This window comes from Chryseobacterium luteum (assembly GCF_000737785.1).
GTDB classification, from domain to species: Bacteria; Bacteroidota; Bacteroidia; order Flavobacteriales; family Weeksellaceae; genus Chryseobacterium; species Chryseobacterium luteum.
The window spans coordinates 1-20,952 of the sequence record NZ_JPRO01000011.1; the positions used below are offsets into that span (position 1 = coordinate 1).

General features: G+C 35.5%; 20 protein-coding genes and 2 pseudogenes. 12 read left to right on the plus strand and 10 right to left on the minus strand.

Translation table 11 applies throughout. The annotated features are described in order from the left end of the window. Window positions 1–517, plus strand: a pseudogene (locus IX38_RS23025) (NAD-dependent epimerase/dehydratase family protein); the annotation flags it as partial. A 492-nt stretch (window positions 518–1,009) separates the two neighbouring features. Then, the gene (locus tag IX38_RS12390; protein WP_034705465.1) at window positions 1,010–1,516 is read left to right on the plus strand and encodes a hypothetical protein; all 507 of its coding nucleotides are present in this window, start codon (window positions 1,010–1,012) and stop codon (window positions 1,514–1,516) included. Window positions 1,517–1,761: 245 nt separating this feature from the next. Here IX38_RS12390 and IX38_RS22380 read toward each other — a convergent pair. Beyond that, window positions 1,762–1,929, minus strand: a pseudogene (locus IX38_RS22380) (IS481 family transposase); the annotation flags it as partial. A gap of 492 nt (window positions 1,930–2,421) precedes the next feature. Between IX38_RS22380 and IX38_RS12400 the strand changes: the two are divergent. The 4 genes from IX38_RS12400 (at window position 2,422) to istB (ending at window position 8,130) form a co-directional block, all read left to right on the plus strand. Continuing rightward, window positions 2,422–3,825 (plus strand): helix-turn-helix domain-containing protein, encoded by a 1,404-nt coding sequence (locus IX38_RS12400; protein ID WP_084680265.1) that lies wholly within the window; start codon window positions 2,422–2,424, stop codon window positions 3,823–3,825. Window positions 3,826–3,833: 8 nt separating this feature from the next. Continuing rightward, entirely contained in the window at window positions 3,834–4,979 is a 1,146-nt protein-coding gene (locus IX38_RS12405; RefSeq protein WP_034705470.1) for a hypothetical protein, read from the plus strand. A 420-nt stretch (window positions 4,980–5,399) separates the two neighbouring features. After that, the gene (locus IX38_RS12410; protein ID WP_034705472.1) at window positions 5,400–6,260 is read left to right on the plus strand and encodes a T9SS type A sorting domain-containing protein; all 861 of its coding nucleotides are present in this window, start codon (window positions 5,400–5,402) and stop codon (window positions 6,258–6,260) included. A gap of 1,198 nt (window positions 6,261–7,458) precedes the next feature. Further along, window positions 7,459–8,130, plus strand: coding sequence for an IS21-like element helper ATPase IstB (istB, locus tag IX38_RS12420; RefSeq protein WP_228377950.1), 672 nt, complete (start codon window positions 7,459–7,461; stop codon window positions 8,128–8,130). Between the two features lie 151 nt (window positions 8,131–8,281). Here the strand turns inward: istB and IX38_RS12425 are convergent, their stop codons facing one another. Further along, window positions 8,282–8,953 (minus strand): hypothetical protein, encoded by a 672-nt coding sequence (locus tag IX38_RS12425; protein ID WP_034705479.1) that lies wholly within the window; start codon window positions 8,951–8,953, stop codon window positions 8,282–8,284. Window positions 8,954–9,367: 414 nt separating this feature from the next. Here IX38_RS12425 and IX38_RS12430 point away from each other — a divergent pair, with 414 nt between their 5' ends. The 5 genes from IX38_RS12430 to IX38_RS12455 all read left to right on the plus strand — a co-directional run bounded on the left by IX38_RS12430 (window position 9,368) and on the right by IX38_RS12455 (window position 14,118). Beyond that, window positions 9,368–9,766 carry an alpha-ketoglutarate-dependent dioxygenase AlkB family protein gene (locus IX38_RS12430; protein ID WP_262483452.1) on the plus strand — a complete coding sequence of 133 codons (399 nt, stop codon included), beginning with the start codon at window positions 9,368–9,370 and terminating at the stop codon, window positions 9,764–9,766. A 476-nt stretch (window positions 9,767–10,242) separates the two neighbouring features. Further along, complete coding sequence (locus IX38_RS12440) at window positions 10,243–10,920, plus strand: type 1 glutamine amidotransferase domain-containing protein (protein WP_034705482.1); 678 nt, start codon at window positions 10,243–10,245, stop codon at window positions 10,918–10,920. Window positions 10,921–11,471: 551 nt separating this feature from the next. Next, window positions 11,472–12,386, plus strand: coding sequence for an NAD(P)H-binding protein (locus IX38_RS12445; protein WP_034705484.1), 915 nt, complete (start codon window positions 11,472–11,474; stop codon window positions 12,384–12,386). A 1-nt stretch (window position 12,387) separates the two neighbouring features. Continuing rightward, the gene (locus tag IX38_RS12450) at window positions 12,388–13,125 is read left to right on the plus strand and encodes an SDR family oxidoreductase (RefSeq protein ID WP_034705486.1); all 738 of its coding nucleotides are present in this window, start codon (window positions 12,388–12,390) and stop codon (window positions 13,123–13,125) included. A gap of 81 nt (window positions 13,126–13,206) precedes the next feature. Then, on the plus strand, window positions 13,207–14,118 hold the full coding sequence (locus IX38_RS12455) for a helix-turn-helix domain-containing protein (RefSeq protein WP_034705606.1): 912 nt from the start codon (window positions 13,207–13,209) through the stop codon (window positions 14,116–14,118). A 382-nt stretch (window positions 14,119–14,500) separates the two neighbouring features. Here IX38_RS12455 and IX38_RS12460 read toward each other — a convergent pair whose 3' ends face one another. Together IX38_RS12460 and IX38_RS12465 are read right to left on the minus strand one after the other, a co-directional pair. Beyond that, window positions 14,501–15,394, minus strand: a complete 894-nt coding sequence (locus IX38_RS12460) for a cation diffusion facilitator family transporter (RefSeq protein WP_034705488.1) — start codon at window positions 15,392–15,394, stop codon at window positions 14,501–14,503. 76 nt (window positions 15,395–15,470) lie between these two features. Then, complete coding sequence (locus IX38_RS12465) at window positions 15,471–15,839, minus strand: winged helix-turn-helix transcriptional regulator (RefSeq protein WP_034705492.1); 369 nt, start codon at window positions 15,837–15,839, stop codon at window positions 15,471–15,473. Between the two features lie 105 nt (window positions 15,840–15,944). Between IX38_RS12465 and IX38_RS12470 the strand changes: the two genes are divergently transcribed. Further along, window positions 15,945–16,574 carry a nitroreductase family protein gene (locus IX38_RS12470; protein WP_034705495.1) on the plus strand — a complete coding sequence of 210 codons (630 nt, stop codon included), beginning with the start codon at window positions 15,945–15,947 and terminating at the stop codon, window positions 16,572–16,574. Window positions 16,575–17,136: 562 nt separating this feature from the next. Here the strand turns inward: IX38_RS12470 and IX38_RS12475 are convergent. Genes IX38_RS12475 through IX38_RS12500 form a run of 6 tightly spaced genes read right to left on the minus strand, consistent with a single transcriptional unit; the run spans window position 17,137 to window position 20,933 of the window. Then, complete coding sequence (locus tag IX38_RS12475; protein ID WP_034705497.1) at window positions 17,137–17,790, minus strand: MarR family winged helix-turn-helix transcriptional regulator; 654 nt, start codon at window positions 17,788–17,790, stop codon at window positions 17,137–17,139. A 47-nt stretch (window positions 17,791–17,837) separates the two neighbouring features. After that, window positions 17,838–18,536 (minus strand): SDR family NAD(P)-dependent oxidoreductase, encoded by a 699-nt coding sequence (locus IX38_RS12480; protein WP_034705498.1) that lies wholly within the window; start codon window positions 18,534–18,536, stop codon window positions 17,838–17,840. Next, complete coding sequence (locus IX38_RS12485) at window positions 18,533–18,778, minus strand: TIGR03643 family protein (RefSeq protein ID WP_228377955.1); 246 nt, start codon at window positions 18,776–18,778, stop codon at window positions 18,533–18,535. Before IX38_RS12485 ends, IX38_RS12480 begins: the two co-directional genes overlap by 4 nt. 48 nt (window positions 18,779–18,826) lie before the next feature. After that, entirely contained in the window at window positions 18,827–18,949 is a 123-nt protein-coding gene (locus IX38_RS23210) for a DUF2256 domain-containing protein (protein ID WP_034705503.1), read from the minus strand. Window position 18,950: 1 nt separating this feature from the next. Further along, the gene (locus IX38_RS12495; RefSeq protein WP_034705505.1) at window positions 18,951–20,273 is read right to left on the minus strand and encodes an ABC1 kinase family protein; all 1,323 of its coding nucleotides are present in this window, start codon (window positions 20,271–20,273) and stop codon (window positions 18,951–18,953) included. After that, on the minus strand, window positions 20,274–20,933 hold the full coding sequence (locus IX38_RS12500) for a TetR family transcriptional regulator C-terminal domain-containing protein (protein ID WP_034705507.1): 660 nt from the start codon (window positions 20,931–20,933) through the stop codon (window positions 20,274–20,276). Window positions 20,934–20,952: the final 19 nt, after the last annotated feature.

The following is a 20,952-nucleotide window of genomic DNA, read 5'->3' on the forward strand; positions in this document are numbered from 1 at the left end:
ACAGGAAATGGCAGCGGGGACATTAAAGGCAACTATTGCAAGGGCAACTGATTTTTATGGACCGAGGGTAATAGAAAAAAGCTTTGCGGGCCTGATGGTATTTGACAGGATGAAGAAAGGAAGCAGTGCGCAATGGTTCATTAATGCCGACGTGCCACGGTCTTTTAACTATACGCCGGATGCTGCTGAAGCACTATATATCCTGGCTACCAGCGAGCAATCATTCGGGCAGGTCTGGCACCTCCCGTCTGCAGCCCCGCTGACGGCAAGGCAATTCATTAAACTGTCAGCACAGTATATGCAAAGTTCAGATAAGGTTACTGTGCTGCCTAAGATGCTATTGAAAATATTCGGTTATTTCAACCCCTTCATGAAGGAGGCTTATGAGATGAATTACCAAAATGAATTTCCACTTCATTTCAGTTCGGCTAAGTTCGAAAAAGCATTCAATTTTAAACCGACATCTTATATCGATGGCATAAGAGAGACGGCAGCATGGCATTTAGGAAGAGAATAGAAAGGCCTGCTATCAGCCGAATTCAAAATGGATTATGCCAGATGCAGCATAATTAACCATAATAGGTAGGATTAAATACTTCGCATAATCAATATCCTTATTCGTAATTAAGTGTCGTTACCTTATAAAATGAGACCAAATACAGGTTTAAATCATCGAACTATTTGAGAAAGATCTAAAAAGTTAATCTACCAGAATCTTCTAACTGTCTATCTCATCAAACAATGAAGAAGCAACCGAACTGATTGCAAATCAATCATCGGATTCTGATAATTCAGATACAATAGTTCGGACCAAGGGTATTCATTTGCCGAGGGGCACATTGTGAAGATTATTATCATTTTGAATACATGATGTCCACTGTATACTTATTTCCCACTCATAATCTTTTTTTTATCCATTATAAAGTTGGAAAATTGCGGAGATTTTATCTTATCTAGCCTGTCTTCATGGGAATATTATGTATTTTAGCTAAATACTAATCTTAGAAAAATGAAAAATATATTGTTAGTCTTTTTGTTATTATCGCAAATAGTTTTTGCACAAAAGAAAAAGAAAGTGGCGGAAGAACCTCCTTTATACAAACAAATCGCAGAATATAAAGTTCCTGAAGATCAGTTGTTGAATGGGACTTTAAAAGGTTCAAAATGGTATTTCGACCTAAAAAATTTAGAAGCAGAACCTTTTTTATTGGATAAAGACAAAACTAAACCTGATGTTTTATACTTAGTTGATGCTAAGAACTTTCAGATTAACATCAATCAAAAGAATTGTAAAAGTTTGATAAAAGGCACCTATCAGATCATGAAGATGAATGATGGAAGTACAACTGTATACCAGGGGCATCAATCTTTTAAAATTACTTCACCTAATCAAAAATGTACTGCAAAATTAGCCTCATTTTTATCAGGAGCGCTTGATATCTCTTTTAATGAATCTGGAGAAGTCATGGAGATAAAAGGTCAATCTTTACGCACCGTATCTGTTCCTGGGTCCTAATATTTCCTGCATCAATCATTTTAGTCGAAAGATTGGATGTTATCTTCTTTACTCTGTAATGGCCACAACTTCATCTGACAGTTTGGTTCTAAAAATATTTATCAGTTATTCGATATTGTCCTTACTTTCAAAAGTAAGGATTTTTTGTTCTTCAACAAGTGTTTCCAATAGCTTCTCTTTTGCTATTGTTTTACTATCTAAAAACGTCTGCATTGGTGTTTTACCTTAACAATGTTTTCCTGTACCAGAGCTTTCAAACGAAGCTTAAAGGTATGGAGATCATGTCTCAGCCAGATGCTTCTAACTCCACCTGGTGATACAATAAAACCTTTCTTTCTAAGCTCATTACTTACTTTGAGCTGTCCTAAGGCTGGATTTTCAATAGACTCATCTACACGATTCTTTAGTACAGGCTTGTCATCAATAGTTTTTACTGCTTCAATCTTATTGGTTTTCGGATTTAAAACAAGTAGAATATTAATTAAAGAAGGATCGGGATTTTGAGTGTTTGCAATATCTTCCATGATGTTACTAATATTTGACATCAAATGTAGCAGGATGCATTGTGAAAAAAGAAGAATGGAATTTAATGGTATAGTTTGGATGCTATTGACTTTTCTGCTGTAATAGCAAGTTTTTCGTAAATTATTTTTCCGTTAGTAGAAGTTATATAGTGCATTGTTACATTTATTACCTTATATAACTTCATTGCTCTTACAAAATCGATAGCACAGTAAATATAATATCATTAGATACCATTTTTTATATTATTTTTGGCTCGTCACAATATTTCTTTATAAAAAGATTACTATATAGCTTCAGCAGCTAGTTAGAGGCTAGATTCTTTTCGAATTTTTTAAATTAATATGGTTGTTCTGATGCTTAATTAGAATTTATTGAACAGTATGAGACTATTTCTTGCATTCTTTTTCGTATTAATGTTTTGGCAAATTTCGGCACAGGATATGTCGGATACGAAGCAGATATTTCAAAAAATAGATTCACAGATCATTTTGAATCCTGTAGAAGCACGAGATCTTGTTGGTTATGTAAAAAAGAATAATCAGAATAATGAAATTTTAAATAACTGTAACCGACTTTTAGTGCAGGCTTATTATTATGAGAACAATTATAATGATGCATTTCAGGAAATAATTCAAACTGAAGATCATCAAAATGCAGATGGAGTTATTTTATATCGAAATATCTTATATTCAGCAGGGATTAAGAAATTTGATTTCAGCACAAATTATATGCAGAATTCTCTAATCAAGATTAATGAAGAAATTTTAGCAACAAATGAATTAATACTAGTAGGAGCTCAAGAGAAGGTACTTCCCAAAATTTTAAATATTCTCTCTAAAGTACACAGTGCAAATGCACATACTTTCAGGGATAGTTTTAGTTTTCTCTTAATCAATTTGTATGAAAAGAATTGGATGTCCAAATTTCCTGAGTTTCGTATTCCAGTTTTAAAAATCCTTTCGTACTATCCTTCGGATACAGAATTTGATATTTTTAAAAAGAAGTTTTTTCCAGCAAAAGTTTCTGATGAATGGTTAGCAAAAACCAAAATACAGATAAATAATACAACTAATTTTCAACTGCGGACGATCTACTATAATTTTTTGCAAGATTATTATTTTGATAGAGAAGATGTTTCGAATTATATTCTGATCACAGATGAAAGAAATGAACAAATAGCTAAAAATAATAAAGCGATCATTCAGGCACGTTCACAATGGATCTATCTGAACGAAGCAAAGCACAATGACGAATATCTTTTTGCAAAGAAAAGAGGTGTTATTATATTGATAGGGATGATTCTTTTATCATTCATCTTATTGTTGATATTGGTTGTCAAATTACGACAGGAAAAGCAAAAAAATAAACGCTATCTATTACTGTCAAATAAGATAAAAACCAATTCAGTTAAAAAAAAAGAAACTCAAGTTATTTCGGAAAATGTAAAACTTATTCTTTTAGAGAGGCTGGAAAAATTAGAATCCAAAAATTTCTTTTTAGACCCAAATATATCTATTCAGACATTGGCTAAAAAGCTTGACTCCAATTCGAAATATGTTTCAGATATGATCAATACATGTAAAGAGAAAAATTTCACTGCGTATATTAACGAGATGAGAATCCAGTACATTAAGCAAAAACTTAATAATGAACTGGTGTATAGAACTTATAAAATAAAATATTTGGCGGAAGAGAGTGGATTTTCATCTCACAGTGTTTTTTCTTCTGTATTCAAAAGCATTGAAGGAATCTCTCCGGCGCAATACATTCAACTTTTAAAATAATCGAGATCTTGAACTTTAAATTTGTATATGTTTTCATTTTATTATCGTGCTTTGGCAATATCTATTGTCAGAAGTATGACTCTGTAGATGTAAAAAAAGTAGAAAAATCTATAATTTCCAATCCTGAAAATGCATATCAGTTAGCACTAAAGATTTATGATGATAACGATTTGACAGATAAAGTAAGAATTCGTCTGTTATTCTCCTTACTCAATGTCAGCAATCAGACACAAAGATTTAGTGAGGCGATACGTTATGGAACGGAAGGACTGGATTTGGCTGAAAAATTAAACTACACCGTTTATCAGGTAAAATTTTTAGGAACTTTAGGAAATATTTATCAGTCTCTTCAAGTGAATGATAAAGCCAAATACTATCTTAACAAAGCCGAGGATGTTCTAAAAAAAAATAAACTGCCAAATTCCGAACAGCATATTGCTGGCAATATCCTTTATCTGAAAGGGATGAACTATGCGTATACGCTGGATTGTGATATGGCACTGATATATTTCGATCAAGCAATCTCAGCTTTTCGTCCCGGTAAAGATCCGTTATCTCAAATGAATATCAAGCTGGCTTACCTCAATAAAGCAAATTGTTTGATAGAAATGAATAAGCTGAAAGAAGCAGAGCACTACCTTCTACTTTCAAAAATAAACGATTCAGAATTTAAGACATCAGGAGGTATTCCTCGAATGTATTTTAAGATACTTAATCAATCTTATGACTTAGGTACTGCAAAAATCTTAGCCCTAAAAAACAATCTTAATCGCTCTAATGAAATTTTGCTTTCCATTTTGGATATGAAAAATGAAAAAAATATCTCTGACGCGGAAACTGATATTTATTTTCAGCTATCCCAAAATTTTTTGAAGCTGAGGAATATAGATAAAAGTCAATTTTACGATACCCTTTATCATCAGAAAATGGCAGAAAGAAATAATGTTCAGATTGAGATTTTAAATAACCTGCTCGTACAAGATCAGAAAAATTCCGATCAAAAAGTAGCGCAACATGACAGAGAAATGGTGAAATGGAGTATAGTTTCAATCTTGTTTTTATCGGTTTTTTCATTGTTTCTTACCCTTATATTAAGAAAAATTAAAAAGGCTAATAGTTTTCTTGAGAAAGAGTTGTATGGTTCTGTAAATTAGTATTTTATGTATTTTTTTTCAACTGTAGGATTCAATGAATATTCATTAAAACTGATAGTGTATTTCATCTTTGTGATGTTTTCGTTTATTATCATTGCAGTGTGGTTTTTAAGATTATTGAAATTTAAAAAAGGAAGATTGAAACGTCTTCTTTACTGATTAATTTTTAATCAATGAATCACGGACAAGAGCTTTTCAAAAGGTTCTGTAAACAAGTTTTTTAAATACAGAAATTCTTGAAGGCAATAAATAGTACTTTACCACGAATTTGAGCATTGCTTTTAATATTGAAAGGATTGCTTACTACAAATCGATATTTCAATTGCAAATAGACTACAAAAGCAGTCTATTTATTAAAATTTTTAAGTACTGTTTATTGTTGAAAAGCAAAATAAATTCTTTGAAAATTTTTAGTAAAATATGAAAGCAATCTATTCTTTAGCTGTAAGTCTGCTGGCTTATGTTGGTGTATTTGGGCAAACACCGGTTTATTCACAAGATTTTGCGGCATTTCCCCCTCAGAACTGGTATTTAGGGTATTCCTTTAATCCCGATGTAGGAAACGGTCCCGAGTATGATGATCAGTATAATGTTTTCTTGGTACAAAGACCATTTCTAAGCAATCAAACTACCAATAATCCTTCCGTGTCGGTAGAAATATACAGTGGAGGACTCTCTACTTGGGCAATCAGCCCGGTAGTTGACCTGTCTGCAGGAGGATACAGCGTATCTTTTGATTTTGGTTGTGGCGATGGACTTTATTCGAATGATCCTACAGCCGCTCCATCTCAGTCTCCAACAGATGATATGTTCAAATTTATGATTTCTCAGGATAACGGCATTACTTGGCAAGAGCTTGAAAGCATTGCTTCTCCTAATATTGGAATCCCCAATGTTAGAACTACAAAAACATATTCATTAAGCACTTATACCAGTGCAACGACTAAATTTGCATTCTACACATCAAACGGAATAGATCCTAATTTTGGAGTTGACTATGTGCTTTATTTCGATGATTTTAAAGTGACCAACAACAATCTTTCCACTTCGGATATAAAACTTAAAAATAAGACGTTTCAGTTATATCCTAATCCTACAACAGGATATGCTTACATAAAATCTGACAAGAATGTGCAAGTTATCGAAGTTTACGATTTGACGGGAAAACTTATCTCTAAAGGAAAGGAGATTAATTTATCTGCGGAATCTACAGGAACGTTTTTAGTGAAAGTACTTTTTGTAGATGGAACTACCGCTACAGAGAAAATTATTAAAAAGTAAGGCCGTCAGGACAACTGAAACTTAGGAATTGATTGGTCAGTTTTTACCTGTACTTATGAATAAACGGACTGATGACAGTCAGTTTTAACGTTTAACTTTGCTCATTTATTCAGTTTCGACTGTATATAGTGAGGTGAAAATCAAGTCGTCTGATTCCAATTTAACCTATTACTATCTGTGAAATTTTATATATTTATCATCATCTGCGCATAAGATTAGATGACTTTTATCTACAATAATGGAAAGACAAATGCCACACATTAAAACGTGTGGCATTCTCTTTTTAAATTGAATTCTGATCATTCTGCATTTTGTTATGATAAATGATCCATCAAGAATGAGAAAGCTTTTCAAATCAGCTTCCTTTGCAGATGAAGAATTAAATTATAGTTGACATATTATCTCTAAAAAGTTCTTTTGATTTCTTAAGCTTTGATTGTAACATTCTTTTATTTAATCTTTTTTACCATATGAAGAATTAATTTCTCCTCAGGCGTCAGAGAAGTTTACAAATATGATTCTGCTAACCGATTGGAAAATATCAAGGATGTCAACGGTAAGCTGCTGAAAGAATTCAAATACAACTACAAACACTAAAATGGAAAAGACGGTCAAATTGACCACCTCATTACGGAGTAAATTGACCACTGATTTCGGTTCAAGATGACCACCTTTTATTTGGGTTAGATTTGAGATAAAAACTACTTGATTTTTTCATGATGTTAGCGTCATACATTCGTTAAAAAAAGCGGATTATGGCAAATAAAATAACAGACATGAGTAAAATTAGAAAAGTCATAAAATTCTACAACAGTGGAAAGAGCAAGTTATTTATAAAACAGCTATTTATCACTTTCCAGAAATACCGTTTAAAAATACATCTCATTATATGAGATTCTGGGCTTGAGCCTTGATGCGATCAATGCCAAGACGGATGCCTAGCTGGAACTTTTATTTTCCAATAACACCGTCCAGTCCATCAGCCCCAAACTACAGTCCCTGTACGATTTTTTTCCCAAGATGGAACGTGAGCTCAAAAAGGCAGGGATCACTATACATCATATGTGGGAGCAGTATCTTGTTCTGCATCCTGATGGTTTTCAGAGTTCACAGTTCCGGCATCATTACAAAATTTGGGGCAAGCGTGTGAACCCGGTGATGCATATGAATAATAAATCCGGTGATAAGATGTATGTCGATGCACAATGCTTTTAAGACCGCTATTGAAAGCGGAAAGACAGACCATTATACCCTGGACCAGTTTATATCGATGCTCATCGATGCCGAATGGGATGAAAGACACAACAGGCGCATAGATCGAAGCATTAAAAATGCAAAGTTCCATTACAAATCCAGTATTGAGAGTGTCAACTTCGATGACACCCGCAATCTCGACCGTAATCTGGTAATGCGTCTTGCAGGATGTGAGTTCGTAGAGAAAAATGAGAACATCCTGATCACAGGAAGTACAGGCGTGGGTAAAAGTTACCTGGGAACTGCGTTGGACTACCAGGCCTGTATCGAAGGCTTCAAGGTCAATTATTTTAATACTTCCAAGCTGTTTGCCAAATTAAAAATGGAAAAAGCAGACGGATCATACCTGCGCGAACTTGCCAAAATACAAAGACAGGATGTGATCATCCTTGATGATTTTGGGCTTCAGGCATTGGACAGTGCCAACAGAATAACCCTTTTGGAGATCATAGAAGACCGTCACAACAACGTATCCATCATTGTAACATCGCAGATCCCGGTGCAGGGATGGTATGATATTATTGGTGAAAAGACCATTGCTGATGCTATTCTGGACAGACTTATGGAACTCCAAGGGGAATCTATGAGAAAGAAGAGAGGAGTTAACAGGGAGTAATTATTTATTATATTTGAATACTAATTGACACATGAAAAACAAGAGTTTTTATCAAAGTTAAGGGTGGTCAATTTAATCCGAAATTACCTGGTCACTTTGAATTGAAAATAGGTGGTCAATATCACTGGAATTTACAGATACTCTACATAGATCAATGATTCGGTATGCTTTTTAAAAGCACTGCATTCCCACTATGAAATGACAAAACAATAAACTTATCATTATTTTCCTGAATGTTTTCTTGCATATGTTGGTCAAGTGAGGAAAATGAAAATTCCTTTTTATACACCTTCTCTCCATTGGTAAATGGAATGGGCAGCAGGATTGGTGTAGCATTCATTCCCTCCAGATTCGGCTTGAACATCTTATTTATTTTATTTTGAAACTGTTTATTCGGTTCAGCATCGATTTCGAAAATCTTATCAGCAATACTTTCCAGGAAATCTTCATCATGCCGCATTCTACCTGTTGTGTATATGCTGTAATAAACTTTAGTTTGGGAGTTCCCATATATTTTTTTAGCCAGGCATATTTTTGCATCATCCAGATTACCTAACACATTCTTTTTTGCCCTTGCCTGTATCATCACTACCGCTACAACGCAAATGACGATAATTGCTATACTGATTTGAAAATAGCTGGTATAAGTGGGGTCTGTTTTTGATATGCCATAAAAAAAGTAAGCACCAAATGTTGCTATAAATGCCACGATAACGGGCAATGCAATAAGTTTATTATATCCTAATGTACCCTGATCAGCGTACGATTTTTTTAAATCGTCATTGGTTTCTAATAGGTTTAATAAAGTAATATTAAATAACATAGCGTGAAAATTAAGTTGCTTTAATAGGTCAACTATTATACCATTATTTTGTTCCGTAATGGCTAACAATAGTAATTTATCTTCCTCATTATCGTTGGAGTGGGATGGATTTCTTATTCTTTATACTTCATTGTCCGCAGTGCGATAGATATATATCCCGGCATCAGCCCCGTATCATCCTGAATGACCGGGGAATATTTATCGTAGAGATGGGCCATAATGATCTGTAAATAACGCCCTAAATATTAATTTTTTTTTGGGTACGTAAAAAAAGATATTACATTTACTACAGCAGTTCTGCATCATTATTGTCGTTTTTTCAGCACTAATATTAATTGGCTTAATCTTAATCCTAACAACAGTTAATCATTAATTTCGGAGTGCAGGGAAGAGGCGGACCGATTAAAAGAACATTTGCTTCAAACCGCTCTGTGGGAACAGCGTACTCAGAAGATGTATGATAAGACGGTCTTAACTCCACGATTAACCGCTTGGTATGGTGATAATAATAAATCTTACGAATCAGCTGATAATAATACATCAGGTACAAATCACTGGACCCCGGAGTTGTCATCTTTAAAAGAAAGAATAGAAAAGGAATTTGGTTATCGTTTCAACGGCGTCCTGCTTAATCTTTACCGTGACAACAATGATTCTGTTGCCTGGCACAGGGACAAGGAAAGCCGATATGGAAAAAGACCGATCATTGCATCGGTCAGTTTAGGCGAAACAAGAAACTTTGATTTCAGAAAAAAGACCATCATCAGAGCAAATACAGCCTGCCGCTTCCAAATGGTTCATTGCTCATTATGAAAGTTGACCTACAGGAAAAATGGGAAAACCGGATTGCCAAATCTACTATACCCATGAAGAAACGGATTAACCTAACGTTCCATTGATAAGTGAAGTATAATCATAAAAAATAAAATTAAATAATAGTTATATTTCTATTTCATATTACGATTTTAAAAATCTAACCACGCAATCTCAATATGAATTGGCTTTAGGTGAAGGAAGGGTCATCAGTGAAACTTCTAAGGATGGACTAAAGTTTGTATTGTATGAGCTGTCAAGTTTTTCAGTCGAGATTGTATATAAGATCATCAATAACAAGATAGAAGGTCTTAGCGTCTTCCAGAATAAAGCAACTCTGTGACAGATAAGATAATTTTCATTTGTCTGCGTCTCAAAAGGTGTGATCCGGATCATATGAAAAAAGTGACTTAGATCCTGTGTTTAAAACAAAGATAAATTCCAACTTTGTAGAAATAAATTAAATAGATATAAAAATGAGCAAAAAAGTTTTATTCGTGCTTACGAGTCACGACAAATTAGGAGATACCGGTTTAAAGACAGGATTCTGGACTGAAGAATTAGCGGCTCCTTATTATGCATTGTCTGATAAGGGAGTTGAAATTACACTAGCCTCTCCAAAGGGTGGTCAACCACCAATTGATCCGAAAAGTGAAGACCCTTCATCTCAAACGGATGCTACACGCAGAATGGACAATGATGAGGTTTTAAAGGAAAAATTAAATAACACCCATAAGTTATCGGAAGTCAAAAGTGAAGATTTCGATGCCGTATTTTATCCTGGTGGACATGGTCCTTTGTGGGATCTGGCTGAAGATGAAGCTTCGCAACAACTTATCGTTAATTTTTATACGGACGGTAAGCCTGTAGCATTTGTCTGCCATGCACCTGGTGTGTTGAAGGATGTAAAAATAGACGGTGAATATTTGGTAAAAGGTAAAAATGTCACTGGATTTACCAATACCGAAGAAGATGCTGTGCAATTAACTGATGTTGTTCCTTTTCTGGTGGAAGATATGTTGAAAAAGAATGGCGGATCATATAGTAAAGTCGAAGATTGGGCTCCCTATGCAGTGGTTGACGGAAGGTTGGTCACAGGACAAAATCCTGCTTCTTCTGAGAAGGTGGCTGATGAACTTTTGAAGATGATTTAGTTTTTTCCAGAGGAGCAGGCTTTGATGTTCAACTTTAAAATAATTCCATTATTTTTTAAGAAAAATTAGGATAATAAGGTCTTTTTTAAAATACAATTAACACTAACAGTCCTCTTCAAATGTATTAAGTTTCCATAATTTTGTGGAGGAAATACTTTTATAAAGGTTTTCATGGTTATTAGTTTTTTTATCCCCATATTATTTGGGGATTTTTTTATTTCTACAGCAACTAAAATGTTGTAATGTTGAAGCCAAAAGGTTAGACAGTGACAGACAGAGTATGGAAACTGAGCTTATCCGAATTATTCATAACAATGAAACCTGTTACTGTTGCAGCTATCGGCCATACGGTAGATGACTTCCTATCGTAAATATACCATAGCCAATTCATCATTTTTTTATGAGTTAAAATGCATTCCGATTTACAGGTCTGTTCCCTATCATATTCGTATTCAAATATTCAATGGACACGTTTTGGTTAATAGATCCCCCGATTCTGTTATTTCTGTTAGTAAAGCATAATGCAATTTTGTACTCATAAAATAAGTACAATGAAAATAGTAATAACAGGTTCTTTAGGGAACATCGGAAAACCACTCACAAGATTATTGGTTGCAAAAGAACATCAGGTCACTGTGATCAGCAGCAAGCCTGAAAGAATATCTGAAATAAATGCATTGGGAGCAACGCCTGCAATCGGAACTATTCAGGATACAGCATTTTTAACAGAAACATTCAAAGGTGCGGATGCTGTATACCTGATGGAAGCTTGGGAAGGAATTGGAAGTCTCTTTGATAAGGATATCGACTTTTTAGAAGAATTTAAAAAAGCAGCCCATAACTATGTACAGGCTGTTCAAAAGTCAGGCGTTACCAAAATTATTCATCTGAGCAGTATCGGTGCACATTCGGATCAGGGAACCGGAAGTCTGCTGGTTCATCACCATGTTGAAAATATCCTGCGAACACTTCCTGATAACATAGCAATCAAGTTTTTGCGCCCCGTCGGTTTCTTCAGCAATGTGTACCGATGGCTGCCGATGATCAGGTCTCAGTATGAGATTATTCAAAGCTACGGCGGTGACCAGAAAGAACCGTGGGTGTCTCCCTATGATATTGCCTTAACGATTGCTGACGAAATGGGACGACCTTTCAGTGGAAGAACTGTACAATATATTGCAAGTGACGAAGTTTCCCCTAATGAAATAGCGGGTGCTTTGGGTAAAGCGATTGGTATTGATGCTCTGCAGTGGAAAGTGATTCCGTCAGAAGAATTGTTGGACCAAATGCTTTCAGCAGGGATCAATAAATGGATTGCCAATGGGATGGTTACAATGCAGAAAGCACAACAAGATGGTAGTTTGTACGAAGATTTTTATTTAAATAAACCTGAACTTGGCGAAACAAAGCTTAACGATTTTGCCAAAGAATTCGCTGAAGTATATCACAACCAAAATAATTCATAAAATGAAAAAAGCACTCATAACAGGAGCTAATAAAGGAATAGGATTTGAAACCGCCATACAGCTTTTGAAGAACGGCTACTTTGTCTTCATCGGAAGCCGAATTATGGAAAACGGTCTTTTGGCTGTTAAACAGCTAAATGAAGCAGGATTTGCGAATGTAGAAGCTATTCAGCTGGATGTAACCGATATTGCATCTGTAGAAAAGGCGAGATTGCAGATTGAAAGTAAAATCGAAGTATTGGATGTTCTGATCAATAATGCAGGGATCAACGGCGGTTTTCCACAAGCAGCTTTGGAAGCCTCAGCTGAAGCTTTTCAGAAAGTAATGGATACCAATTTAAATGGTGTTTTAAGGGTGACGCAGGCTTTTATCGATATGCTTAAAAAATCAGATGAGCCAAGAATCGTTAACGTTTCTTCAAGCGGATGCTCACTGACACTGCACTGCGATCCAAGCTGGAAGTATTACAGCCATAAAGCTGCTGTCTATACTGCATCAAAAGCTGCGATGAATATGTACACCATCAATCTTGCGTATGAACTTCGTGATACGCCTTTCAAGGTCAATGCGGTTTGTCCGGGATTTGTGGCGACTGATTTTAACGGTCACAGAGGTACAGGAACCGCTGAGGAGGGAGGGATCCGTATTGCAAAGTATGCGATGATCGGTGCAGAAGGACCTACCGGAAAGTTTATTAGTGAAGAATATAACCCTGAAACAGGCGAAACACCTTGGTGATTAATTTATTATTTTTACTGGATATAACATTTGGAGAGAGAAATTCCGGATGTTAAATCCAACATTAAAAAGATGTTAAAAATGAGAAGTAAACAAAGCAAAATACATAAATTCAAGTCTTTATCTGAGTTTCATGTGATGTTTGCACTACCAAAACCTGAACATCCGCTGGTCAGTTTTATCCGTCTGGAGAATATGAAAATGCCTGAAAAAACATTGCCCGACTATCTGGTTTTGGATTTTTATAAAATTGCCTACAAGGATAGCATTGGAAAAGCTAAATACGGACAGCATCATTACAACTTTGGAGAAGGCGGATTGGTGTTTACTGCTCCGGGTCAACTTTTTGAGAAACCGAAGAGCAGCAAGGGCAAAGGCTGTATCCTGCTGATCCATTCTGATTTTTTCCTGTCTTATCCTTTAGCTAAAAAGATCAGGCAGTATGGATTCTTTTCATATGCTGCGGATGAAGCCCTTCATTTGTCAGAAAAGGAAAAAGAGACTGTATTCTCAGTCTTCAAAATTATTGACGAGGAGATCAACAGCAGGGTAGACGACTTCAGTCAGGACGTTATTATTTCACAGATCGAACTGCTTCTGAATTACAGCAGCCGATTTTACAAACGGCAATTTATCACCTATAAAGCAGTCAATGATGATCTGGTTCAGCAGTTTGAAGCGGTACTGGATTCCTTTTTTAATTCTGATCACGAATTGCATAACGGAATGCCTTCTGTACAAATTGTTGCAGAGCAACTCAATGTTTCCGCCAATTATTTAAGTGATGTGCTCCGCTCATTGACTGGGCTTAATACACAGCAGCATATTCATAACAGGCTTATTGATGCGGCGAAAGAGATATTGTCTACCACCCAGCTCTCAGTATCTGAAATTGCCTATCATCTGGGATTTGACTATCCACAGTCTTTTACCAGATTGTTCAAGAGCAAAACCAAGCTGACCCCTTTGGAATTCAGGCAGTCTTTTAATTAGACATAGAACACATACAGTGCTTTTACGATATACTGAAAACCAAAAATCCCGACTTTCATCAGGAAATTGTTTTGCAAAATCTTACTTAGCCTCGCCGGGCTTGTGAATGTGAGGTTTGATGTTTCGGTTGAGTTTCAGATGTTACTCTTGGTCGGGGATGGATTGCTTAACCGGTATTTTTTGCTGAGCAATGGCAAAATTAGAAATCAGCATAAGAAGTACAATTAAATTTTTCATCAATATATCTTTGAGTTATCCATGTTACTCTATCACCTCTTTTTATACCGCATTGGCTGATAACAATTGAGTGAAATTTATTCTTTTCCTGAACAGAATTGAAACCAACATAATAATGCGGTTCTAATAGTTTTTCAATTATAATTTATTCAGGCTGAATAATGACAAACCTTACCAATGGAAACTCATTTTTTATATGTCCACGAATACGCTGTATGGCCTCTGTAATCTCTTCCGTATCCAGATGATCTTCAAAATCAATAATGAGCATTAATACGACTTCCTCTGGTGACTGATAAGTTGACAGAATATTTTTTGTTCTGACCACAGCAGCATCTTTCTCAGCTAATTTTGCGATCTTTTCTCTTGTTTCAGGAGCTATGCCTTCTCCCATCAATAAACTCCTGCTTTCCCTGGCCAGGATAAAAGAAACAAATACCAGGATGAGTCCTACAATAACCGAAGCAAGACCGTCCAATTCTGGTATTTGGAATGAGTGGCTGATCCCCATCAATATCATCACCACGATTAATCCGGCTACTGCCGCGCCATCTTCAAAAACGACGAGAAAGCTAGCGGGATCCTTGCTTTTAATGATCGCATCCCACCATCCTATACCGTTACGGGTCTTGTTAAATTCTTTTACTGCAATAAATAATGAAGTTCCTTCGAAAATAAGGGAGAGCACTAAGACAATGTAGTTCCAGAACGGATCTTTCATCACTTCAGGTTCCAGAATGTGTGAAATTCCCTGATAAATGGATAAAGCACCACCCAGACCAAATATCAGAATGGAAACCACAAAAGACCAGAAATAGAGTTCCTTGCCATATCCGAAGGGATGAGATTCATCTGCTGCTTTCTTACTTCTCTTCAACCCATATAAAAGCAAAAGCTGGTTTGTGGTGTCAACGGTTGAGTGAATACCTTCAGAGATCATGGAAGAACTGTTGGTAAATGCTCCGGCAATAAACTTTGTCAGCGCAATCAGCAGATTGGCTGCAAGTGCACTATAAATTGATTTATGATTATTGGCCATTTAATATGGATGTCAATAGGACAGTTATAAGATTATTTTAATATTTCACAGTGTACAAAAATCATTTTACAATGTGCTATTCAATTGTATTCTTCATTCCGGAAATAATACGTTGTCTATGGATAAATCCCCAGTCTGCAATTGTATTGGTCAATTGTTTAAGTGATTTTCCGTAATGAGTTATTTGATATTCCACAGCAACAGGTGCCGTGTTCAGAACATGACGCTCAATCAATTCATTGATCTCCAGATCCTTCAGCTCACGGCTGAGCATCTTACCGGAAATACCCTTAACCTCTTTCAGAAGTTCAGAATAGCGCATCGGCTTATAGCACAGACAAGCAATAATGGACATTTTCCATTTTCCGTTTAAAATTTCCATTGTATCATTGATTGCCAGTATTTTTTGGCTGCAATCCTTTACTAAATCAAATTCCTGTTCCATACCGCTCACTTGGTTACCCGTTTGTCACTATAACTTTTTGTCACTTAGTTACAAATATACATATTGAAAATATAACTTTGTGGATCTAATTAAAAATATCAAAAAATGGATCTAATTAAAAACTTACAATGGCGGTATGCGGTCAAGAAATACTCGGATGAATCAGTAAGCGAAGATAAAATCGATCAGATTATCGAAGCTGTCAATCTTACCGCCTCTTCTTGCGGAATACAACCTTACCGATTGTTTGTTATTACCAATCCGGAAGTAAGACAAAGATTAGGAGAAGATTCATTCAATGCACAGATCCATGCTTCTTCCCACTTATTGGTTTTTGCTGGATTCAATGAGATCACCAACGCCTATATAGAAAGCTATGTTGAGATGATGGAGAAGCAACGGAATTTAGAGAGCGGAGGGTTGAAGATATTGGAAGATACTTTAGTAGGCTATTTCTCTGCTCAAACGCCTGAACAAAATACGATCTGGTCGGACAAACAAGCTTATATCGGTTTGGGAACAGCTTTGATTGCGGCTGCGGAACTTAAAGTAGATGCAACGCCTATGGAAGGGTTTGATCCGAAATTGTTTGATGAAGTGTTAGGTTTGTCAGAAAAGGGTCTTCATGCCTCGGTTATCATGTCATTGGGCTATCGGGATGCTGCCAGTGATTTTCTCTCATCAGCTCCCAAAGTCAGATTGCCGATCGATGAATTTTCTATCAGAATAAATTGATACACTGAAAGTGAAAGATTTTTAATATCATAAGACTTGAAGATTTCCTATCAAAAAAGCCTGACATTTGTCGGGGCTTTTGTTTCTTTGGTATCAATACTGGTCATCATTGTTTGTATGAACTTACTTATTTTCACAGATCGTTAGTCCCTGCGTTATAAAATCTCCATCGGACTAACGTAGTCCTATTTGATGAACTTAGGTGTGTTTTTGCAACATGCGCGCTATAGGATAAAATCAACAACAGGAATGAAAATAATCATAGATTTTCATAGATAAAGATGTTTTTTTACAAAAGTAAGAGTGCTAAAGCCTATCTATTTACGTAAAACCGTAAATAGATTCAATCCTTGAATGGTGGGCCTTCCTCTCATTTAATTTTGCCAATATTTTTTAAAGGCTGGTTTATCAATGCGGATACCAGAAATAAAGCTTGTTCTAAATCACCACCCGAACGATAATTCTGCTGGAGTTAAAGAGGATATTACCGTAGAAGGCAAGAGCAGCTATTGGTTTTATAGATTAGAGAATTGTGTCTTAAAAAAGTTGCCAACTCCATGATTCAGTTTTTTACATAAAATGACATGATTTCTTCAATAGTCATTGTTCTGTATTTGTTGTAAAGATGTGAATGAAATGCATTGAGCTTTTGAAGTATCTCCAACAACTCATTTTTTTCAGCAGTGTTCAATTTGGCAGACAAAACTTTTGAGGTTGTATTGACATTTTCGACGGACTTGTGAAATATTTCCTCACCTTTTTCGGTAAGATTAAGTCTTTTCATTCGCTTGTCACCTTCGTCATTTTCTTCTTTTAAAAACCCTGCTTCAAGCAGTCTTTTGATGATTTGAGTACCGGTCTGTTTTTCGTGCCCATTTTTTTCAATTAGCTGAATCTTCGTCAAGTAAGGCTCATCCATAAGACGGTATATATAAGTAAATTCTTCGTTGGCTAATTCCGGAAATTCGGACAAACCTTTCCTTATCAGTATTTTGGAATATCTTCCTAATAAGAGAATTTGTTTACAGATTTCATTTTCGGTAAAGGCAACCTGATGATTTTCATTCTTAAAAAGCATGGTTGGACTCTCTGCAGAATATTTTTTATCGTTCATCCACACGCGAAAATCTTCCACATTAGAATTGGGTTTGTACGTGCTGGAATTTTCAAATTCCTTGACCTGATGAAGCAGATCGATGATAAAGTCAGTTTGCATACTTTTAATTTATGTAAAGATATTATTTTTTGATTTCAGCAATGAAATTACAATTTCACATTGCCCATTCCACCATCTACTCCAATGACCTGACCGGTAATCCACGAGGAATCTGATGATAATAAAAATGCTGTCATTTTCGCCATTTCCTCAGCATTTCCCACTCTTTGAAGCGGATGCCTTTTTGCGGAAGATTCCCTTTTTTCCGATGTCGAAAGTATTTGAGAGGCTAAATTTGTATCAGTTAAAGATGGCGCAACGGCATTCACTCTGATTTTTTGAGCAGACAATTCTGCAGCCATACTTTTTGTCAAACCTTCAATAGCACTTTTACTTGCTGATATAGAAGCATGAAATGGCATTCCCAGTTTTGCGGCCACCGAGCTGAATAATACAATAGAAGCACTTTCCGACTTTTTAAGATGAGGTAATAATTTCTGAATTGTTTTCACAGCACCCAAAACATTGATTTCAAAATCATTTTTAAAGTCCTCAATAGTTAGCCTGTTAAAAGGTTTCAGATTGATACTTCCGGGCGTATAAACCAATCCGTCAATGATTTCAGGAAAAGCAATTTCATCCAAGTTTCCTTCTAAAATTTCCAGCTTATGAAATTTAATATGCAATTTTTCTACTTCAGGATTATAACTTCTCGAAATTCCGATAACCTTACTATCCTTGGAAAGAAGTTTTGCGGTAGCAAGTCCAATTCCTTGTCCACAGCCAATTATTACTATATTTTTCATCGTTTAGATATTTTATTTAAACTTATTGTCCGTTGCCTGGTACATTTAAATCTATCAATTTCATGATTTCTTTTCATCATATGTTTCTGACTGACTTTGGAATTCACCCTTTTTCTCCAAAGCCGGAAACTCGAAGGTTTTAATTCGGTTCTCATTAATTCAATAACTTCTGATTCCAAGATTTTAAATTGAAATTTTATGGCTTCAAAAGGTGTTCTGTCTTCCCAAGCCATTTCAATGATACGGTCTTTTTGTTCCGGGTTAAATTTTCCAGCATTTTTTTTAGATTCTTATTTCTTCGGCATCTTTCGCTGCAGTATTTTTACTTCGTTCCAGTTTATCTTCCATTTTTTACGCCAGTTAAAAGGCAGTCCACATATTTCGCAGATTTTTGAAGGCAGATCAGCAGACATTTTACAGGATGAATTTTTTATACTGATTGATTTCAATATTCTCCGCTTTCAGATCGTGCATCATATTATATAATCCGAAAAACGTTCTGTTCAGGTAAATAAAATGTTTAGATCCTCTGTTGGTATTCATCCCTTTCATATCGTTCAGTTTCGCATAACGTTGTCCGAGATCGGCAATTTCCTGAAAGAAATGTTCATCAGAAAAATCAAAAAATTCCGCATTAAACGGTCTGGTGAATAATTCTAAAAGCTCATAAAATAATTTTGAGAAAAATTTCTGTTCCTGAGCTGAATCATCATATCTCAGAATCTCCAGCTGATATAATTTTTCCCTGAAAACCTCAGGATTATTCAAACTCTCATTTTTAGCCAGTTCAAAATAAGGCTTGTAAAAATCATCCGGAATTTCTTTGATACATCCGAAATCGATCACCAATAATTTTTTGTCCTCAGAAACCAGAAAGTTTCCCGGGTGCGGGTCAGCGTGAACCTGCTTCAGAATATGCATTTGATACATATAAAAATCCCACAACGTTTGCCCGATTTTGTTCAGATCTTCCTGAGAATTATCCTGTTTTGTGAATTCTGAGAAGTGTTTTCCGTTCATCCAATCCATCGTGATGATTCTTTCGCAGGAAAATTCAGGATAATATTTCGGAAACTGAAGATTCGGGAGATGGTTGCATTTTTCAGAAATTTCCTGACTTTTTTTAAGCTCAAGATCATAATCAGTTTCCTCAAACAGTTTATTTTCCACTTCCTGAAAATAAGATTCGGAACCTTCTTTTTTGATGTTAAACATCTTAATGGCTATCGGCTTTACCATTTTCAGGTCGCTGGAAATGCTTTCTCTCACTCCCGGATATTGGATTTTTACGGCAAAGGTTTTTCCGTCTTTCTTAGCTTTATGAACCTGACCTATGCTTGCAGCATTCACAGATTCTGTGGTAAATTCATCAAAAATATCTTCCGGACTTTTGCCGAAATATTTTCTGAAAGTTTTCTTCACTAAAGCTCCGGAAAGCGGCGGGACAGAAAACTGTGACAGAGAAAATCTCTCAACATATGCTTGGGGCAGAATGTTTTTTTCCATACTCAGCATTTGGGCGACCTTCAAAGCAGAACCTTTCAGTTCTTTTAGAGAGTCGTAAATGTCTGAAGCATTATCTTCATTCAATGTCTTCAGAGCTTCGTCTTCATTTTTATCTTTTGTGATTTTGTTTCCGTAATATTTGATGTAGTTAAAGCCGACTTTTGCACCTGCTTTCAGCAAACTGCTCGTTCTTTCAATTTTTCCTGTCGGTATTTTATTAAGTGTTTTCATTTAATTTTTTTTGAAATTTTCTTTAAATAAAAATTTTCCGAGATCTATAACTTTTCGCAAAGGTTCATTATCCATTAATTCAAATCCCGTATCAATCGTTTTTTCGATATAGATATCCGTCTTTTCAAAGGAAGGCGAAGTGTCTTTCTTCCAGAACTCAATAGCGGAAACCAGATGAAACCATAGGGCTTCTTCTCTTGCTTTTTCGTGAAAATTCCTGATATTATCCTTAGATTTTTTAATGATTTCCCAATCGTTGAAATCTAATGTTTTGATGAAATTCCGATGCGCTTCTTTAAGTTGATGTGAGATTTTTGCGGAATGCATTTTACTATTCCCTAAAATCATTAAAACCAACGATCTGTTCATCGTCATATTTTCAAAAAAAATGAAATAGACATTCAGTAATTTTTCTTTAGAGATCATTTCATCTGAATGATTAACTTCCGAAGCTAGTTCGACAGACTTGTTAAAAAGATTCACCAACATTAATTTTTCTATCTGCTCAAAGCTTGAAAAGTAATCGTAAAAATCTTTCTCTTCAAAATTATTGTCTTTGGCAAATCTGTAAGTGTTGTTTGGTCTTTCGCCGTGATTCAGAATATAATCGCCATATAGTTCGAATATTTTTTCTTCTGTTATCAAATTTTCTTTTTCCATTATAGATTTTATTTACAAC

Coding starts and splice junctions, on each gene's coding strand:
- IX38_RS12390 (WP_034705465.1), top strand. CDS start 1,010: ATGAAAAATATATTGTTAGTCTTTTTGTTATTATCGCAAATAGTTTTT.
- IX38_RS12400 (WP_084680265.1), top strand. CDS start 2,422: ATGAGACTATTTCTTGCATTCTTTTTCGTATTAATGTTTTGGCAAATT.
- IX38_RS12410 (WP_034705472.1), top strand. CDS start 5,400: ATGAAAGCAATCTATTCTTTAGCTGTAAGTCTGCTGGCTTATGTTGGT.
- istB (WP_228377950.1), top strand. CDS start 7,459: ATGCACAATGCTTTTAAGACCGCTATTGAAAGCGGAAAGACAGACCAT.
- IX38_RS12425 (WP_034705479.1), bottom strand. CDS start 8,953: ATGTTATTTAATATTACTTTATTAAACCTATTAGAAACCAATGACGAT.
- IX38_RS12440 (WP_034705482.1), top strand. CDS start 10,243: ATGAGCAAAAAAGTTTTATTCGTGCTTACGAGTCACGACAAATTAGGA.
- IX38_RS12445 (WP_034705484.1), top strand. CDS start 11,472: ATGAAAATAGTAATAACAGGTTCTTTAGGGAACATCGGAAAACCACTC.
- IX38_RS12450 (WP_034705486.1), top strand. CDS start 12,388: ATGAAAAAAGCACTCATAACAGGAGCTAATAAAGGAATAGGATTTGAA.
- IX38_RS12455 (WP_034705606.1), top strand. CDS start 13,207: ATGAGAAGTAAACAAAGCAAAATACATAAATTCAAGTCTTTATCTGAG.
- IX38_RS12460 (WP_034705488.1), bottom strand. CDS start 15,394: ATGGCCAATAATCATAAATCAATTTATAGTGCACTTGCAGCCAATCTG.
- IX38_RS12465 (WP_034705492.1), bottom strand. CDS start 15,839: ATGGAACAGGAATTTGATTTAGTAAAGGATTGCAGCCAAAAAATACTG.
- IX38_RS12470 (WP_034705495.1), top strand. CDS start 15,945: ATGGATCTAATTAAAAACTTACAATGGCGGTATGCGGTCAAGAAATAC.
- IX38_RS12475 (WP_034705497.1), bottom strand. CDS start 17,790: ATGCAAACTGACTTTATCATCGATCTGCTTCATCAGGTCAAGGAATTT.
- IX38_RS12480 (WP_034705498.1), bottom strand. CDS start 18,536: ATGAAAAATATAGTAATAATTGGCTGTGGACAAGGAATTGGACTTGCT.
- IX38_RS23210 (WP_034705503.1), bottom strand. CDS start 18,949: ATGTCTGCTGATCTGCCTTCAAAAATCTGCGAAATATGTGGACTGCCT.
- IX38_RS12495 (WP_034705505.1), bottom strand. CDS start 20,273: ATGAAAACACTTAATAAAATACCGACAGGAAAAATTGAAAGAACGAGC.
- IX38_RS12500 (WP_034705507.1), bottom strand. CDS start 20,933: ATGGAAAAAGAAAATTTGATAACAGAAGAAAAAATATTCGAACTATAT.